We start from the raw sequence: 15,945 nt of genomic DNA on the forward strand, positions 1-15,945 counted from the left end.
CCTGCCCGCGGTTGCGTGTGAAGTTGTGGTGCGGAGCGCGCCGAAAGTCCCCACGCTGCGGCCTGCGAGCGGTTGTGTGTGAAGTTGTGGTGCGGAGCGCGCCGAAAGTCCCCACGCTGCGGCCTGCGAGCGGTTGCGTGTGAAGTTGTGGTGCGGAGCGCGCCGAAGGTCCCCACGCTGCGGGGTATGAGCTGCTGTGTGTGCACTTTCGGTGCGTTCCGTCGGAATTCCCGGCGTTCTTCTCCGTCTGAACGGCAGGAGCGGGCCGTTGCTTAGCCGGGCCCGCGGCCGGTGAGCCGCGTCATGGTGGGTGGCGGGTGGCACGCTGGGTGACGTAATTTCGGCAATAAGCGAAATGCCGAAGGATGGTGTGCCGAGATGCTGGAGGAGTGCAAGGCGCTCTCGAACGAGACGCGCCTGGCGATCCTGGAGTGGCTGAAGGATCCCGCCACCCACTTCCCCGGGATCGGGGACGGTGCCGACGGGGTCTGCGTCGGCCTGATCCAGCGCCGGGTCGGCTGCTCGGCCTCGACCGTCTCGGCGCATCTGGCGACCCTGCAACGCGCCGGTTTCCTGCAGGCGACCCGGCGCGGTCAGTGGACCTACTACCGCCGGGACGAGGAGCGCATCCGCGCCTTCGCCGCACGCGTGCACCACGATCTGTGACCCTGGAAGGCGGCACCCTCATGCCCACCACCCTCTCCCTGCTCGACCTGGCGCCGATCTCCGCCGGGCAGACCGCCCGCGACAGCTTCGAGGCCAGCGTGGCGCTCGCCCGGGCCGCCGAGCAGGCCGGTTACGCCCGGGTCTGGTATGCCGAGCACCACAACATGGCCTCGATCGCGTCCTCGGCGACGAGCGTCCTGATCGGCTACGTCGCCGCACACACCGAGTCGATCAAGCTGGGCGCTGGTGGTGTGATGCTGCCGAACCACTCGCCGCTGGTTATCGCGGAGCAGTTCGGCACCCTAGAGTCGCTCTTCCCGGGCCGGATCGACCTCGGGCTCGGCCGGGCGCCGGGCAGCGACCAGGTCACCGCCCGCGCCCTGCGCCGCGATCACCTGTCCGCCGACTCGTTCCCGCAGGACGTCGTCGAGCTGCAGGGCTATCTGGCCGGCAAGTCGGTGATCCCCGGGGTGCAGGCGGTGCCGCGCGCCGAGCAGCCGGTGCCGCTCTACATCCTCGGCTCGTCGCTGTTCGGCGCGCAACTCGCCGCGAAGCTCGGCCTGCCCTACGCGTTCGCCTCGCACTTCGCGCCGGACGCGCTGCACCAGGCGGTGCAGGTCTACCGCCGGACGTTCACCCCGTCGGCGCAGCTGGCGGAGCCGTATGTGATCGCCGGAGTCAACGTGATCGCCGCGGAGACCCACGACGAGGCGGTGCGGCAGATGACGTCGTCGTACCGGGCGCGGACCCGGGCGTTCATCTCGCGCGGCGCGATCGGGCAGAACTTCACCGACGCCGAGATCGACGCGTTCCTGGCCTCGCCGGGCGGGCAGAACCTGGCGTCGATGACCCGCTACACCGCGGTCGGCACCCCGGACGAGGTGCGCGACTACCTGGCCGAGTTCGCCGCGTCGTGCGAGGCCGACGAGCTGATCACGGCGCACCACGCCCAGTCGGTGGCCGACCGGGTCCGCTCGATCGAGCTGACCGGCGCGGCGATGACCGCACCGGCGGCCGCCTGACAAACCCCGCGCTTGCCTTACGGCCGCTTTCGATCACTGTTCGACCCTTTTCCGGTACGCCGGGACGCGCGTCCGGTCGTACCGGAAAAGGGGGAACCTGAAGATCAAGCGGTCGTGGCGCGGCGGAGTTCTTCGGCGTCGCGGGACACCGCGTCGGCGTCGTGGGCCAGATCCGGGTCGGTCTCCGGCTGGGGGACGCAGAGGATCAGCGCCTGCGGACGGACCGTGACCAGCAGCTCCCGGCCCGGCTCGATCAGGTCGCCGTCGAGCTGGCGGGGCTGGGAACGGTTGCTGACGATCCGCACCTTGGTCGCGGTGTAAGTCTCCATCCGCGCCACGGACTGCTTGCGACGCAGCACGCCCCAGCCCAGCGCGGCCCAGTGCCGCAGGTTGCGCGGGCTGAGAATGGCCACGTCGAGCAGGCCGTCGTCGGGCTGGGCGTCCTGGAGCAGGCGCATGCCGCCCTGCAGCCGCCCGACGTTGCCGACGATCACCGTGCGCGGGCGTCGCCGCAGGGCCGGCCGGTCGTCGAGGGTGATGGTCAGCCGCATCGGACGGTCCCGCAGGTGCTTGACCGCGCCGGCGACGTAGGCCAGCCAGCCGATGTGCTTCTTCGCGGTGTCGTTCGTGGCGTCCAGCATGTGCGCGTCGAAGCCCATCCCGGCCATCACCGCGAAGCTCTGCTCGCCGACACAGCCGACGTCGATGCGCCGCCGGCCACCCTGCAGCACCACCTCGAGGCCGGTGGCCAGGTCGTTGCTGAGCCCGAGGTTCGCGGCCAGCAGGTTGCCGGTGCCGGCCGGCAGCACGGCGAGCGCCACCTCGGTGCCGGCCAGCGCGGTCACGCAGGCCATCACGGTGCCGTCACCGCCGCAGGCGAAGACCACTTCGGCGCCGTCCCGCACGGCCTGGGCGGCCTGGCCCGCGCCGGGATCGTCGACGGTGGTCTCCAGCCACATCGGCGCCGGCCAGCCCGCGGTGGCCAACGCCTCGGTGATGGTCCGGCGCAGCTCGTCGAGGTCGGCGACCTTCACCGGGTTGACGACTACGGCGGACCGCAACGGTGTGTCCATGGGGAGTCCTCGCGCTTCGGGGGGTGTGACCGTCCCTCAGTACCCCGAACCGCTCCTGATCAGTCGGTCAGCCCGCGGCCGCGGTGAGGATCTCGGTCACCACGTGGTCGGCGGCGTCCGGCCGGCCGTGGGTGGCGGCGGCCCGGCCCAGCGCGATCCGGTGACCGGGGTCGGCCAGCAGGCCGTTGATGGTGTCGCGCAGCCGGTCCGCCGTGGCCTCGTCGCCGTCCAGCATGACCGCCGCGCCCTGCTGGGTGAGGTGCCGGGCGGTGATCCGCTGCTCGCCACCGGCCGAGTACGGGTACGGGATCAGCACACACGCCTTGCCGAGCGCGGTCAGCTCGGCGACCGTGCCGGCCCCGCTGCGGGCGACCACGATGGCGGCCGCGGCGAGCAGGTCGGGCAGCTCCTCGTGGATGAAGTCGACCACCCGGTAGCGGTGCGCCAGGTGTGCCGGCAGGTTCGCGGCGACCTGCTGCATCTCGGCGTGGTTGAGGCTGCCGCACTGGTGCACGACCTGGCAGTGCTGCAGCAGGCCGGGCAGCGCCTCGGCGAGCATCCGGTTGACCTGCTGCGCGCCGGAGGCCCCGCCGGTGACCAGCACCAGCGGGACGGCCGGGTCCAGCCCGTACGCGGCGAGGCCCTTCGCCGGATCGCCCTGCAGCACGGCGGGCCGGATCGGGTTGCCGGTGACCACCGCGCGCTGGCGGGCCTTCGGCGGCAGGTGCTCGAGCGACGCCTCGTGGCTGAGCAGGATCCGGGTGGCCACCCGGGCCAGGATCCGGTTGGCCAGGCCCAGGCTGAGCGTCTGCTCGTGCAGCAGGTACGGCACCCGGAACAGCGCCGCGGCCAGCCCGATCGGCACCGACACGAACCCGCCGGTGCTGAGCACCACGGCCGGCCGGGTCCGGGCCACGGTGTATGCGGCCTGCACGATGCCCAGCGGGATCCGGAACGCGTCGACGACGTTGCGGGCGATGTCCTTCGGGCTGGTCGAGCGGCGCAGCTTGCCGGTGGTGACCGCCTTGAACGGGATGCCGTGCCGCACCGCGATGGTGGCTTCCAGGCCGTCGGCGACACCGACCCAGAGCAGCTCCGGTGTGACGCCGGTCGCCGCCAGCCGGGCCTGCAGGGTGGTGACCGTGGTCAGCGCCGGGTAGGTGTGCCCGCCGGTGCCGCCACCGGTGACGATCATGCGGAGCGACTGCAGGCGCTGGGTGCTGTACAGGGACATGTGAAGCCACCCCGAGGATCGTGGTACCGGACGGACCGGGGCAGTGTAGCGATCCACCCGGCACCACCATGATCATCAGTCCTTGCGGGTGCTCTCGGCGAGCTTCTGCAGCCGGTCGTGGTAGGCCTGCCGCTGGGCCGGATCGGTCAGCGCCAGGTTGCTGATGTCCGGCCGCATGCCCACCGCCCCGTCGACGGACTCCCGGGTGATGTCCGCGTGCCCGGCGTGCCGGTTCGTCTCGGCGATCATGTGCACCAGGATCCGGTGCAGCGTCACCCCGCTGTTGTCCGGCCACCACGGCACCGCGCCCGGTGCGTCCAGCTCGAGCGTCTCGATCGTGGTGTCCGAGTGCGCCCAGACCCGGCGGTAGAACGCGACGATCAGGTCCGGCGACTCGTCGGCGGCGGCCCACATGTCGGTGTCCGGCTCGGCGTCGTCATCGAGCCCGGGCAGCATGTCGTCGAGCGGGCGTCCGAACGTCGCGCCGAAATACCCGGCCTCCACCAGGGCGACGTGTTTCACCAGGCCGAGCAGGTTGGTGCCGGTCGGGGTCAGCGGGCGGCGCAGGTCGTACTCGGAGAGCCCGTCGAGCTTCCACAGCAGGGCTTCGCGGGCACTGCGCAGGTAGCGGTGCAGATCTGCTTTGGGGTCGAATCCGGTCATGCTGTGCAGCATGCCAGGAGCGCGCTGAGACGTGTGTCACGGCGACTTTCGGTTAGTGGGGCGGACCGCGGCCCGTCTCCTTGGCAGCCGCCTCGCTCCGGGGACTGCCCTCGTCCTGGGGCGAGGCGCGCCCAGGCCGTCGACCTGGCGGCCGGACGGCATACTTCGGCCTCATGGATTTCAGTGAACGGGTGCGGTCCGCGTTCCGGCGCGGTGAGACCGACGCCGTGGTACGGATGAGCGAAGCCGAGATCGTCCGGGCTCGCGCGGCCGGTGACCCGGCCGGCGAGGTCGAGGCCCGCTACAGCCTGGCGCGGGTGGCCATCCGCGGCGGTGACCTGGCCGGTGGCGAGGCCCGCGCGCGGGAGGCCCTCGACGTGGCGGAGCGCTCCGGCGACCGGGCCCTCGAGGAGCGGCCCCGGCACGTTCTCGCCGCGGTCGCCCGGATGTCCGGTGACCTGGCCCGGGCCCGGGAGCTCTATCAGATGAGCATCGCGCTCAACGAAGCCCTGGGCCGCCCGGCGACGGTCAACTCGGAATACCACAACCTGGCGTTCTGCGAGCTCGGCCTCGGTCACCTGGACGTGGCCCGGCAGCTGTTCGCCGAGGGCCGCGAGCGGGTGTTCCGGCACGGGTGGGCGGACTTCGTGCCGTACGTCTGCCTGGCCGGCGCCGCGCTCGCCGCAGCCGAAAGTGATCATGCCCGCGCGGCGCTGATGGCCGGGGTGACCGACGCCGCGTTCGCCGCGCTCGGTCAGGTGCCGGACCCGGACGATGCGGCCGACCTGGCCGCGGTCCGCGCCGCCGCGTTGCAGGCCCTCGGCCCGGACGCTTTCGCCCAGCACTACGACCGGGGACTTCAGGTGGAACCGCGGGCGGCTTTCGCGAGCGGAGCACGGCAATGACCTACGACATCGGCGCGGAGCAGGTCGAGGCCGCCTTCATGTACGACTACGAACTCGGCATGCCGGAGGCGGCCCGCACCCGGCTGGGCGTCTCGGCCGCCCGGATCGGCGGTGGCGTGGCCCTCGCGATGGCCGCCGACCCGACGACGTACTGGAGCAAGGCGCTCGGCTTCGGCCTGACCGAGCCGTTCACCCTGGCCCTGTTCGACGAGATCCTCGACTTCTACCGGGGCTCCGGGGTGAAGCAGGCGGTGATCCAGCTGATCCCGGCGGTGCTGCCGGCCGGGTTCGCCGCGGCGGCCGCCGCCCGGGGCGTCGAGCGCGGCACCACCTGGATCAAGCTCGGCGGCGACCCGGCCCATGTCGCCGCGACCCCGACCGACCTGCGGATCGGCCCGGTGCCGGTCGAGCAGGCCGGGGCGTTCGCCGGCACCGTGCTGGACACGTTCGGGATGCCGGCCGGTGACCTGACCACGATGCTCGCGTCCACCGTCGGCCGGCCCGGCTGGCAGCCCTACGCGGCCTGGGACGGCGACCTGATCGTCGCGGGCGGCAACGTCTACCTGCACGACGGCGGCGCCGGGCTGAACGCGGCCGCCACCCGCGCCGAGTATCGCCGCCGGGGCGCGCAGGGTGCGCTGATCGCGGCCCGGGCCGCGGCCGCCGCCGCCGCCGGCTCCACCCGGGTCTACGCCGAGACCGGCAAGCCCGCACCGCACGGGCACAACCCGTCACTGGCCAACATGCTCAAGGCCGGTCTCACCCCGCTCTACGAACGGGAGAACTGGCTGTGGCGCCGATGACCCGGTCCCAGTCGACCGAGCGCGCCCAGTCCGCGTAGCTGTGCCAGCCGACCTCCGGATACCTGGCGTGCAGCGTGTCCAGGTCGGCGAACTCGGTGTTCTCCTCGAACCGTTGGAACATGTCGGCGATCTCGTCACCGGCCCATTGCCGCACCTGGGCGAGCGGCAGCTGCCGGTACGGGATCTCCCGGCCCAGCACCTCGCCGAGCGCCCGGGCCGCCTCCTCGCCGGTGACCCGGTCGGAGATCACGTCGATCCGCTCGCCGGCGAACCGGTCCGGGTTCTCCACGGCGAGCACGGCGAGGGCGGCGATGTCCCGGACGGTCACCTGGTCGAGCGGCTTGCCGGGGGAGAGCGGGTTGGCCAGCACACCGTCGGTGAGCCGGCTGAACCCGACGTTGAGCACGTTCTCCATGAAGTACACCGGACCGAGGACGGTCGCGCGGACCTCCCGCTCGCGCAGGTGCGCCTCGATCAGTTGCTTGCTGTCGGCGTGACCGATGTCGGTCGCGGCGATCCGGCCGGCGCCGCGTACCGAGGAAAAAACGAGATGGGCCTCGGCCCGCTCCGCGGCCTCGACCAGCAGCCTGCCTTGCGCTACCTCCTGGTCCTGACCGCCTTCTCCGAAGGGTACGGACAGCCCGAAGACCGCGTCGGCACCCGTGATCGCGCGACCGAGCGCCTCCGGATCGGACAGGTCGCCGGCGGCGAGCCGTGCCCCGGCGGTGGACAGGGCCCGCGCGGCCGGTGCCTCGGGGGACCGCACGTAGGCGGTGACGTCGTGGCCGTGGTCGAGCAGCAGCCGGGCGACGGCACCGCCCTGCTTGCCGGTGGCGCCGATGACGAGAACGTTGGTCATGGGACAGATCCTCTGGGCTCAACCGTGGTTGAGGGCAAGCACTAGATTCGGTCGCATGCCCCGGCCGCACACCCCGTTCCACGAGCTCACCGTCGGCCAGGTCGCCGACCGCAGCGGCGTGGCGATCTCCGCCCTGCACTTCTACGAGCGCAAAGGCCTGATCCGCAGCGTCCGGACGGCGACGAACCAGCGCCGGTTCAGCCGGGAGACGCTGCGCCGGGTCGCGTTCATCCGGGCGTCGCAGCACGTCGGGATCTCGCTCGCCGCGATCCGTGACGCCCTGGACCAGCTGCCGAGCGAGCGGACGCCGACCCCGGACGACTGGGCGCAGCTGTCCGCGACCTGGCGCACCGAGCTGGACGATCGGATCGCCCAGCTGCAGGCGTTGCGGGACCAGCTCACCGACTGCATCGGCTGCGGCTGCCTGTCGCTGCGGTCATGTCACCTGACGAACCCGCGCGACGTCCTCGGCCGGGAGGGGGCGGGTGCCCGGCGCCTCCCGCATCCGTGAAGCGGGATTGTTCTACGATCTGCATGTGACCGACGAGTGGGGGACCCGGCTGGCCGGAGATCGGGCGCTGCTCGACCGGGGCAGCACCGCGGAGCGGGTGGCGGACATCCTGCGGCAGCGGATCACCGAGGGGGTGTTCCTGCCCGGCACCCGGCTGAGCGAGGAGAGCCTGCGCGAGGCGCTCGGCATCTCCCGCAACACGCTGCGCGAGGCGTTCCGGCTGCTGTCGCACGAGGGCCTGCTGGAACACCAGCTGAACCGGGGCGTCTTCGTCCGGCTGCTGAGCACCGCGGACATCCGTGACCTCTACGCGATCCGGCGCATCCTGGAGTGCGGCGCGCTGCGCAACCTGACGACCGTTCCGGCGGAGGCGGTGTCGCTGGCCGGCGCCGCGATCGAGGTGGCCGAGCAGGCGGCGGCGCGCGGCGACTGGAGCGCGGTCGGCACGGCGAACATGCGGTTCCACCAGACGATCGCCGACATGGCCGGCAGCCGCCGGGTCGCCGAGGCGGTCCGGGCGCTGCTGGCCGAACTCCGTCTGGTGTTCCTGGTGGTGGCCGACCCACGGCAGCTGCACGAGCCGTATCTGGCCGGGAACCGGGCCCTCTACGAGCTGCTGGCCGCGGGTGACCCGCAGGCGGCGGAGGAGGCGCTGCAGCGCTACTTCGACGACGCGGAGGCGCAGCTGCTGGCCGCCTACGCCGCGGCGGCCTGACCGCGGCGATTCTGCCATTCGGAAACCGGCGCCGATTATAGGCGTTGTCGCCTTCGCCGGTGGGAATTCCCGGCTATCTCAGTCGGACGTAGCGGCCAGGTAAGCCATAGGAACGATCTCCCCCCTAGGGGTGCGAACCCGGCCTGGCATCCCTCGTTCTGATAGGACAAGAACTACGTTCGGCGACCTCGCTGTTGGCAACCAGGCAGTCAGCGAGGTCGCAGAAAAGAATGGTTTGCACGCCGTGGCGCCCGAACGGCTCCCGGGATGCGAAAGGGCTCTATCGGACGAACCCTGCACTTCACGATCGGCCGCTCAGTTCCTGGGAGACGGCCTCACCACGCATATGAAAATCCGAGGAGACCGGAATGAAGGAGCACGGTTCGGCAATCGCCATGGAATTCGCCAAGGGCCCGTTCGAAGGCTCGGACTACAACCTGATCATGATGGTGCTCGCGATGGCCGGGGTTCTGGCGACGCTGCTCTCCGTCCAGCAGGCCCGCAGGTCGCACCGCCGGCGGACGCCGAAGATCACGATGCCGCTGGACAACGCCCGATGCGGCGAGAGCATCCCGTTCACCGCCGCCGGTTTCCACCGTTTCGAGGTGGTGATCCTGTTCTTCACCGCATTCCAGGCGGCGGAGAACGTACCGGCGAGCGCGCGGGAGGGCACCGTTCAACTGCAGGCCGACCGTAACGGACGACTGAGCGATTCGGTGACCGTGCCGGTGGAGCTGCCGATCGGGAAGAATCTGATCGTGGTGCAGCGCACCGACCCGCACGCCGATCCGGCTGAGGTGTCGCGGGAGTTCTACGTCCTGGCGCGCCGCGGCGAGCGCCAGGAGCACTGAAAGGCGGCACGATGTACCCGCCTCGCCGTCATGCCCCCATGATCGGCGAGGCTGGCACCGCCCGGATGGTGACTAGTCCCGGCCGTACTTGTCGAACGAGACGGTCCAGTCGCCCAGGCCGTTGTAGATCGGGAGCTTGCGGGGGCTGTGCGTCACGTCGACGACGTCACCGAGGATGAAGTTCTCGTAGACCCACTTGGCGTCTTTCATGCTCAGGTTGATGCAGCCGTGCGACTTGTTGGCCTCGCCGAGCTGACCGTTCCACGGGGCGGCGTGCAGGAACTCACCCGAATAGGTGATCCGGGTGCAGTACTCGACGTTCTCACTGACGTAATAGTTAGGGTCATTCTTGTCCTGGACGCCATAGCTGGCCGAGGTCATGGTGTGGTACCGCTCCTTGGAGAGCACCACGTGCGGGCCGCCGGCCGTCCAGAAGCTGATCGACTCGCCGTTCTTGCCGGTGGTGCCACCGCCGCGGCCGAGGCTGCTCTTCATGGTGCGGACCAGCTTGCCGTCGATGTAGACCTTCGTCATGTGCGTCCGGTTGTCGCTGATCGCGATCAACTGGCGGTTGACGGTGAAGTGCGTCGAGGCGTTCTTGCCGCCGTACGTGGTCTTGCCGAGCTTGGTGCCGAACGCGTTGACCTTGACCTTGACGGTGGTGCCGCGCGCCCAGTACTTCGCCGGCCGCCAGTGCACCGTCGAGTCGCTCGACCAGTAGAACTTGCCCTCGACCTGCGGCGACGTGGTGATCTCGATGGCCTTCTCGGCAGCGGCCTTGTTGACCGAGTGGCTGAACGCGACGATCACCGGCTGGCCGGCGCCGTAGTTCTTGCCGGTCTTCAGCGAGGCCAGCCCGTTCGCCTGAAACGTGACCCGGGCGATGTTGTCCGGCTTCAGCGTGGCGAACGTGGCGGTCGTGGTGGTGGACGCGCCGAGGCTGTCGGCGGCCGTCGCGACAACCTTGTATTTCTTGCTGTAGTCGAGATCCTCGGTCGACTGCCAGGTGCCGTCGGACTGCATCTCGCCGTCGATCTTCGTCTTGCCGGAGGTCACGGTGACCGATTTCAGCGATCCGTCCGCTACGGTGACCACGATCGGCTTCGCCGGCGACCACTCCTTGGCGCCGTGCGCCGGAGTCACGGTGACCTTGGCCGGCGCGGCCACCGGCGTGGTCGCCAGGGCCTCCGTCTCGGCCTCGGGCGTGGTGAACACCGGGTTGGTGTCCGCGCTTGCCTTGGTCGACGAGCAACCGGCGGCGGTGCCAGCGGTCGCGGCGGCGGCAGCCACGCCCAGTGAACCGATAATGACCTTACGTCGCTGAATCATGGCTCTCGCAATCGAGGGGGGTCCCGGCCGTTGCCCATCATGGCCGCATAGGTCAAGACGGTGCTGAGGCCCGAAAAGTTGCCTGCCGCGTCGATTGATTTTGGCGAGACCCGAGAATGTTACGTGTATCCGTCCGTCGGTGAGAAGCGGATCTCGGTCCCCGGACGGGCCTGGCCGAGAAGGTCGACGTCGGCCGGGTCGACCACGCCGATCACCGGGTAGCCGCCGGTGGTGGGGTGGTCGGCCAGGAAGATCAATGGCTGGCCGTTCGCCGGCACCTGGATCGCGCCCAGCACGAGGCCTTCGCTGGGCAGCTCGCCGCCGACGGCGCGGGTCAGCTCCGGCCCGGTCAGCCGGGCGCCGACCCGGTCGGTCGCGGCGGACACCCGGTATTCCGCGGTGAACAGGGTGACCAGCGCGGCCGGGGTGAACCAGTCGTCGCGTGGCCCGGGCCACACCCGCAGCCGCAGGGCGCCGGCGGGCCGCGGGTAGGGCGCGAGGTCGACCGCGGGCGGCGGTCCGGTCACCGGGCCGAGCGGGAGCATGTCGCCGTCGCGGACCTGGCCGGGGCCGAGCCCGGAGAGCGTGTCGGTGGCCCGGCTGCCCAGCACCGGCGGCACCGCGATCCCGCCGGCGGCCGCCAGGTAGACCCGTAGCCCCGCGGTCGCCCGGCCGAGAACGATCAGCGCGCCGGCCGGCACCGCGAGCGGGAAGCCCGGGTCCGCTGGGCGGCCGTCGACGGTCACCGTGCACGGCGCGCCGGTGACCGCGAGCGTGACCGACCGGGTGGCCCGCAGCCGCGCGCCGCCGAGCAGGATCTCCAGCCCGGCGGCCTCCGGTGGGTTGCCGACCAGGCGGTTCGCCAGCCGCAGCGCCCCGGCGTCGGCCGCACCGGAGCGGGGCACGCCGAGGTGGGCGAAACCGGGCCGGCCGAGATCCTGCACGGTGGTGCGCACCCCGGCGCGGACCACCTCCAACGCCGCGCTCATCCGGCGTCCACGAACCGCACGGCGGTCCCGGGCGTGAGCAGCGTCGGCGGATCACGTTCAAGATCAAAAAGCACCGCTTCGGTACGGCCGATGCACTGCCACCCACCCGGTGACGCGGTCGGGTACACCCCGCTGTACGGCCCGGCCAGTGCCACCGTTCCCACCGGCACCCGGGTCCGCGGCGATGCCCGCCGGGGCACGTGGTGGCGCTCGTCCAGCCCGGTCAGGTACGCGAACCCGGGCGCGAACCCGCAGAACGCCACCCGGAACTCGGTGCCGGTGTGCACGGCCACCACGCCGGCCCGGTCGGTGTGCCACAGCCGGGCGACGTCATCGAGGTCTTCCCCGTCGTACCAAACCGGGATTGTGATCGTCGGCGCGGAGCCGGCGGCGGATCGCGGTCTGGCGGGACGCGTGGTTTTCAGCAGTGTGGTGATCCGGGCGGGGTCGGTGATGCCGTCGACCAGCACGGTGCGCGCCGCCGGGACGATCTCCGTCGCGGTCAGCGTGCCCTCCGCCCGCGCCGCCGTGAGCAGGTCGTAGGCGGCGAAGACGGCCTCGGTGTCGTCCAGTTCGACGAGGACGGCCGAGGGGCCGGCCCGGTGTGCGCGCATGACTCTCCGCTTCCGACGGGTAACACAAGCTTCATATTGAGGTATTGCCGGATTGTTGAACGATTTCTAGAGTGTGGCATACGACACCACGGATCCCACGATCACCCCCGTAGGAGCAAGCCATGACAGCTGTCCCCAGTCAGAGCTCGAGACGCCGCGTGATCATCGCCAGCCTGGTCGGCACCTCCCTCGAGTGGTACGACTTCTTCCTCTACGCCTCGGCCGCCGCCCTGGTCTTCGGCAAGCTGTTCTTCCCGAGCTTCGAGCCGGTCACCGGCACGCTGCTGGCGTTCACCACCTACGCCGTGGGGTTCGTGGCCCGCCCGCTCGGCGGCATCATTTTCGGTCACTTCGGCGACCGGGTCGGCCGCAAGGGCGTGCTCGTCGTGACGCTGCTGCTGATGGGCGGCGCCACGTTCCTGATCGGCGTGCTGCCCACCTATGCGACGATCGGCGCGGCCGCACCGATCCTGCTGGTCACGCTGCGCTTCGTGCAGGGCCTCGGCCTCGGCGGCGAGTGGGGCGGGGCGGTGGTGATGTCGCTCGAGCACGGCGACCCGCAGCGGCGCGGACTGTCCGCCTCGTGGCCGCAGGTCGGCGTCCCGGCCGGCAACCTGCTCGCGTCCGGGGTGCTCTGGGTGCTCTCCGCGACCCTCTCGGAGAGTTCCTTTCTCAGCTGGGGATGGCGCCTACCGTTCCTGCTGTCTGGCGTGCTTGTGCTGGTGGGCCTCTGGATTCGGGTCGCGGTCACGGAGTCGCCGGCGTTTGCGGAGGTTGCGGCCCAGGGCGTGAAGGCCAAGCTGCCGCTGCTCGAGGTGCTCCGCGAACACCCGCGCGGGCTGCTGGTCGCGATGGCCGCACGCATCGGCACCGACGTCGCTTTTTACACCTTCTCCTTGTACGTCCTGACGTACGTGACCGGAACCGTCGGCCTGCCGCGCACCGTCGCGCTCACCGGGGTGCTGGTCGCCTCCGGCCTGCAACTGCTGCTCATCCCGTTCTTCGGCGGGCTCTCCGACCGGGTCGGCCGGCGTCCCGTCTACGCGGCCGGTGCGATCGCGGCCGCGGTCTGGAGCTTCGCCTTCTTCCCGCTGCTGGACACCGGCAACACCCTGGTCATCGTGCTCACCGTGGTGGTCGCGCTGGCCACCCACGCCGCGATGTACGGCCCGCAGGCCGCGTTCGTCGCCGAGATGTTCTCCACCCGGCTGCGCTACTCGGGCGCCTCGATGGGCTACCAGATCGCCGGCATCTTCGGCGGCGCGCTCGCCCCGATCATCGCGATCAAGCTGGTGGCGGCGACCGGCAGCGCGTTCGCGGTGTCGGTCTACGTGACGGCCGCGCTGCTGCTCACACTGGTCGCGCTGGCCTTCGCCCCGGAGACGTCCGGCGCCCCGTCCGCTCCCGGCGTGATCCGGCCCGGTCTGTCTCCTACCGGACGGTAGGGATTCGGCCGGTGGCCCGCAGGGTAGGAACCGGCCGGTGAACACCTCGTACCCGGACGTCGCCCTGCTGCTCGCGGTCCACAATCCCGGACCGCACCTGAAAGACCTGATCACCGGCACGATCGCCGACGGCCTCGATCCCACCCGGATCGTGGTCGTCGACGACGGCAGCGGCCCGTCCGCCGAACCCGAGCTGTCGGCGATCCGATCCCTCGGCTGCCCGGTCCTGATCCACCCGACCAACCAGGGCAAGGGCGTCGCCCTCAAAACCGGTTTCCGGTACGTCCGGACCACCCTGCCCGGCCTCGACGTGATCAGCGCCGACGCGGACGGCCAGCACCACCCGCAGGACGTACGCCGGATCGCCGAGCGCACCGGCCGGGGCCTGATCGTGCTCGGCACCCGCCCGTTCGCGCCGATGCCGTTGCGCAGCCGCTTCGGCAACACCGTCACCCACCTGCTGTTCCGCGCCGCGACCGGCCGCGACGTGTCGGACACCCAGACCGGCCTGCGCGCCTACCCCGCCGACCTGCTCGAGCGGTTCGAGGCCATCGAGGGGGAGCGCTTCGAGTACGAGATGAACGTCCTGCTGGACGCGGCCGCGGCGTCCCGGCCGATGGAGGAGGTGGCGATCCCGGCCCGCTACCTCAACGGCAACGCCGCCTCACACTTCGGCGGCCTGGCCGACTCGATCCGGATCTATCGGCCGCTGTTGCGCTACGCGTTCACGTCGTTGCTGACCCGGCGCGCTCGCTGACCGCTCGTGCCGCTTTTCCGCGGCGTGCTCGCTGATCGGCGTGGGCTTGGTCTGCGGGGCGCTAGGTGATCGCCAGCCGGGGTCGTGCCCGGGGTTCCGGTTGCTGGCTGGCTCGTGGGGGTGTGTCCGGGTTGCTGAGGGGCTCCTGGCAGCCAGCCGGTGTGGGCTCGCCGTCGGGCGGCTGGTGCTGGCGGTTGCTTCCCCGGCGTCGAGGCAACCGTCAGCACCAGCTCGTGCTCGGCGGCGGCGGCTGGTGGTGGCGGCCGCCTCCCGGTGCCGGAGGCAGCCGTGAGTGCCAGCCGGGGTCGCGCCCGGGGTTCTGGTGCCGGCTGGCTTGCAGGGGTGTGTCCGGGCTCTTGAGGGACCCCTCACGGCCAGCCGGGCGGCGTGGGCTGGTTGTTGGGGGTGTCTCGACGCTTCGGACACACCCCTAGCGGCCAGCCGGGGGCTGTGGGCGTACTAAGCGACGGCGATCAGGACCTTGCCGACGGCGTTGTGTTCGACGGCGTTGTGGGCTTCGGCTGTCTGGTCGAGCGGGAAGTGGTGCACCGGCAGGCCGTGGGCTTCGCCGATCGGGAGGGCACCGTCGCGCAGGGCCGCCCCGATGTCCTCGGCGGCGGCCTGCAGGGCACGCTCGCCGACCGAGTAGAGGATCAGGAACTGGATGCGGGTGTTGAGCATCATCAGCGGGCGGATGTCGAACGCCGCCGTGTCGCCGCCGTTGTTGGCGTAGATCGCGATGGTGGCGTGGTTGGCGATGACGGCCTGGTTGAGCGGGGCGTTCGGGCCGGGGGAGACCTCGACGACCAGGTTCACGCCGTCGGGTGCGACCGCGCGGATCTCCTTGGCCGCCTCGGTGTGCCGGTAGTCGACGACGTGGTGGGCACCGGCCGCGGTGGCCAGGGCGGCCTTCTCCGGGCTGCTGACCGTGGTCACCACGGTGGCGCCGGCCCAGCGGGCGAGCTGGATCGCGGCGTGCCCGACCGCGCCGGCGCCGCCCGCGACCAGCACGGTGCGGCCGAGCAGGGCGCCCGGGTGGAGGCGGTCCGGGCCGCCCTCGGCGACGGTCAGCGCGCGGTGGGCGGTGACGGCGGGGACGCCCAGGGCGGCTCCCAGGTCGTACGAAATGGTGTCGGGCAGGGGAAAAGCGTGCCCGGCGGCGATGATCGTGTAGTCGGCGGCGGTGCCGAAGGCGCTGCCGTGCGCGGCGAGCATGACCCAGACCCGATCGCCGACCCGGTGGGACAGCACGCCGGGACCTACCGCGTCGACCAGGCCGGCGCCGTCCATGTTCGGCGTGGCCTCGGGGAAGCCCGGATCACCGGCCGAGCGGCGCTTCCAGTCGGTCGGGTTGACGCCGGAGCGCATCACCCGGACCCGGATCTGGCCGTCACCCGGCTCGGGAACGTCCCGCTCGGCGAGGCGGAGCTCGGAACTGTCGCGGCTGAACACGATCGCCCTCATGGAAGTGACCCTACGACCGGGGGAACCGGTGGGCATAGCGCATTC

At 71.3% G+C, this 15,945-nt stretch carries 17 protein-coding genes; 9 read left to right on the forward strand and 8 right to left on the reverse strand.

What is annotated here, in order from left to right; translation table 11 throughout:
- The first annotated feature begins 378 nt into the window (after window positions 1-378).
- Window positions 379-666, forward strand: a complete 288-nt coding sequence (locus tag ADL15_RS35180) for an ArsR/SmtB family transcription factor (protein ID WP_067700333.1) — start codon at window positions 379-381, stop codon at window positions 664-666.
- Between the two features lie 20 nt (window positions 667-686).
- A complete protein-coding gene (locus ADL15_RS35185) occupies window positions 687-1,688 on the forward strand; it encodes an LLM class flavin-dependent oxidoreductase (RefSeq protein ID WP_067700442.1) in 1,002 nt (333 codons plus the stop codon).
- 104 nt (window positions 1,689-1,792) lie between these two features.
- Here the strand turns inward: ADL15_RS35185 and ADL15_RS35190 are convergent, their stop codons facing one another.
- From ADL15_RS35190 to ADL15_RS35200, 3 genes are all read right to left on the reverse strand, one after another.
- Window positions 1,793-2,761, reverse strand: coding sequence for a diacylglycerol/lipid kinase family protein (locus tag ADL15_RS35190; protein WP_067700336.1), 969 nt, complete (start codon window positions 2,759-2,761; stop codon window positions 1,793-1,795).
- A gap of 67 nt (window positions 2,762-2,828) precedes the next feature.
- A complete protein-coding gene (locus tag ADL15_RS35195; RefSeq protein WP_067700339.1) occupies window positions 2,829-3,995 on the reverse strand; it encodes a UDP-N-acetylglucosamine--N-acetylmuramyl-(pentapeptide) pyrophosphoryl-undecaprenol N-acetylglucosamine transferase in 1,167 nt (388 codons plus the stop codon).
- Between the two features lie 75 nt (window positions 3,996-4,070).
- Window positions 4,071-4,658: a DinB family protein gene (locus tag ADL15_RS35200; protein WP_067700445.1), complete on the reverse strand. Its 588-nt coding sequence runs from the start codon at window positions 4,656-4,658 to the stop codon at window positions 4,071-4,073.
- A gap of 173 nt (window positions 4,659-4,831) precedes the next feature.
- On the opposite strand from ADL15_RS35200, the gene ADL15_RS56635 reads away from it, so the two are divergent.
- Both ADL15_RS56635 and ADL15_RS35210 read left to right on the forward strand, forming a co-directional pair.
- A complete protein-coding gene (locus ADL15_RS56635; RefSeq protein ID WP_067700342.1) occupies window positions 4,832-5,563 on the forward strand; it encodes a tetratricopeptide repeat protein in 732 nt (243 codons plus the stop codon).
- Window positions 5,560-6,366, forward strand: coding sequence for a hypothetical protein (locus ADL15_RS35210; RefSeq protein WP_067700345.1), 807 nt, complete (start codon window positions 5,560-5,562; stop codon window positions 6,364-6,366). Before ADL15_RS56635 ends, ADL15_RS35210 begins: the two co-directional genes overlap by 4 nt.
- Here ADL15_RS35210 and ADL15_RS35215 read toward each other — a convergent pair.
- Window positions 6,323-7,225 (reverse strand): NmrA/HSCARG family protein, encoded by a 903-nt coding sequence (locus ADL15_RS35215; protein WP_067700348.1) that lies wholly within the window; start codon window positions 7,223-7,225, stop codon window positions 6,323-6,325. The two genes, ADL15_RS35210 and ADL15_RS35215, sit on opposite strands and share 44 nt — an antisense overlap.
- Window positions 7,226-7,280: 55 nt before the next feature.
- Between ADL15_RS35215 and soxR the strand changes: the two genes are divergently transcribed.
- The 3 genes from soxR to ADL15_RS35230 all read left to right on the forward strand — a co-directional run bounded on the left by soxR (window position 7,281) and on the right by ADL15_RS35230 (window position 9,302).
- Complete coding sequence (gene soxR, locus ADL15_RS35220) at window positions 7,281-7,736, forward strand: redox-sensitive transcriptional activator SoxR (RefSeq protein ID WP_067700351.1); 456 nt, start codon at window positions 7,281-7,283, stop codon at window positions 7,734-7,736.
- Window positions 7,737-7,761: 25 nt separating this feature from the next.
- Window positions 7,762-8,451 (forward strand): GntR family transcriptional regulator, encoded by a 690-nt coding sequence (locus tag ADL15_RS35225; protein ID WP_083972193.1) that lies wholly within the window; start codon window positions 7,762-7,764, stop codon window positions 8,449-8,451.
- 368 nt (window positions 8,452-8,819) lie between these two features.
- Entirely contained in the window at window positions 8,820-9,302 is a 483-nt protein-coding gene (locus ADL15_RS35230) for a hypothetical protein (protein ID WP_067700353.1), read from the forward strand.
- A 72-nt stretch (window positions 9,303-9,374) separates the two neighbouring features.
- Here the strand turns inward: ADL15_RS35230 and ADL15_RS35235 are convergent, their stop codons facing one another.
- From ADL15_RS35235 to ADL15_RS35245, 3 genes are all read right to left on the reverse strand, one after another.
- Window positions 9,375-10,592: a L,D-transpeptidase gene (locus ADL15_RS35235; RefSeq protein WP_232344745.1), complete on the reverse strand. Its 1,218-nt coding sequence runs from the start codon at window positions 10,590-10,592 to the stop codon at window positions 9,375-9,377.
- Window positions 10,593-10,750: 158 nt separating this feature from the next.
- Window positions 10,751-11,620: a 5-oxoprolinase subunit C family protein gene (locus ADL15_RS35240; protein ID WP_067700359.1), complete on the reverse strand. Its 870-nt coding sequence runs from the start codon at window positions 11,618-11,620 to the stop codon at window positions 10,751-10,753.
- The gene (locus ADL15_RS35245) at window positions 11,617-12,234 is read right to left on the reverse strand and encodes a 5-oxoprolinase subunit B family protein (protein WP_067700361.1); all 618 of its coding nucleotides are present in this window, start codon (window positions 12,232-12,234) and stop codon (window positions 11,617-11,619) included. Before ADL15_RS35245 ends, ADL15_RS35240 begins: the two co-directional genes overlap by 4 nt.
- 122 nt (window positions 12,235-12,356) lie before the next feature.
- On the opposite strand from ADL15_RS35245, the gene ADL15_RS35250 reads away from it, so the two are divergent.
- A complete protein-coding gene (locus ADL15_RS35250; protein WP_083972186.1) occupies window positions 12,357-13,679 on the forward strand; it encodes an MFS transporter in 1,323 nt (440 codons plus the stop codon).
- A 37-nt stretch (window positions 13,680-13,716) separates the two neighbouring features.
- Window positions 13,717-14,436, forward strand: a complete 720-nt coding sequence (locus ADL15_RS35255; protein ID WP_067700367.1) for a glycosyltransferase family 2 protein — start codon at window positions 13,717-13,719, stop codon at window positions 14,434-14,436.
- A 459-nt stretch (window positions 14,437-14,895) separates the two neighbouring features.
- Here ADL15_RS35255 and ADL15_RS35260 read toward each other — a convergent pair whose 3' ends face one another.
- Complete coding sequence (locus ADL15_RS35260; protein WP_067700370.1) at window positions 14,896-15,900, reverse strand: NADPH:quinone reductase; 1,005 nt, start codon at window positions 15,898-15,900, stop codon at window positions 14,896-14,898.
- Window positions 15,901-15,945: the final 45 nt, after the last annotated feature.

Source organism: Actinoplanes awajinensis subsp. mycoplanecinus (genome assembly GCF_001509495.1).
GTDB classification, from domain to species: domain Bacteria; phylum Actinomycetota; class Actinomycetes; order Mycobacteriales; family Micromonosporaceae; genus Actinoplanes; species Actinoplanes palleronii.